The organism is Psychrobacter sp. AOP30-A2-5, from assembly GCF_052378115.1.
Lineage (GTDB): Bacteria > Pseudomonadota > Gammaproteobacteria > Pseudomonadales > Moraxellaceae > Psychrobacter.
This window is the reverse complement of the sequence record NZ_JBQSXK010000060.1, coordinates 1-905: the sequence shown is the minus strand read 5'-3', so window position 1 is coordinate 905 and position 905 is coordinate 1. Positions and strand designations below refer to the sequence as shown.

Sequence of the window (905 nt, the reverse complement as noted above, 5' to 3'; positions counted from 1 at the left end):
CCAAAAAAAGAGGAAATACCCATGGCAAAGGCCAAGTTTGAACGCGTAAAGCCACACGTCAACGTCGGTACAATCGGACACGTTGACCACGGTAAAACAACCCTAACAGCTGCCATCGCAACTGTAGCAGCAATCACCTCTGGTGGCGAAGCCAAAGACTACGCGTCTATTGACTCAGCACCAGAAGAAAAAGCACGTGGCATCACCATCAACACCTCACACGTAGAATATGACACCCCAGCACGTCACTACGCTCACGTCGATTGCCCAGGTCACGCCGATTATGTTAAAAACATGATCACTGGTGCGGCTCAAATGGACGGCGCAATCCTAGTCGTATCAGCAACTGACGGCCCAATGCCACAAACCCGTGAGCACATTTTGCTTTCACGTCAGGTTGGCGTACCGTACATCATCGTATTCATGAACAAATGTGATGTTGTTGATGACGAAGAACTGCTAGAACTCGTAGAAATGGAAGTTCGTGAACTTCTTAATGACTACGACTTCCCAGGTGATGATACCCCAATCATCCATGGTTCAGCCACTGAAGCCCTAAAAGGCTCACAAGAAAAATACGGCCAACCAGCGGTTGTAGAACTTCTTAACGTTCTTGACACCTACATCCCAGAGCCAGAGCGTGACGTTGATAAAGCATTCCTAATGCCAATCGAAGACGTATTCTCAATCTCAGGCCGTGGTACTGTAGTAACAGGTCGTGTTGAATCTGGTATCGTACGCGTAGGCGACGAAATCGAAATCGTCGGTATCCGTGACACTCAAAAAACCACCTGTACTGGTGTAGAGATGTTCCGTAAACTGCTTGACGAAGGTCGTGCAGGCGAAAACTGTGGCGTACTACTACGTGGTACTAAGCGTGAAGACGTACAACGTGGCCAAGTACT

General features: G+C 48.4%; 1 protein-coding gene. It reads left to right on the top strand.

Translation table 11 applies throughout. From position 1 onward, the window contains the following. Positions 1-21: 21 nt before the first annotated feature. Positions 22-905 (top strand): elongation factor Tu (tuf, locus tag ACT3S4_RS14355; RefSeq protein ID WP_444761306.1); only part of this gene is annotated, 884 nt, incomplete at its 3' end.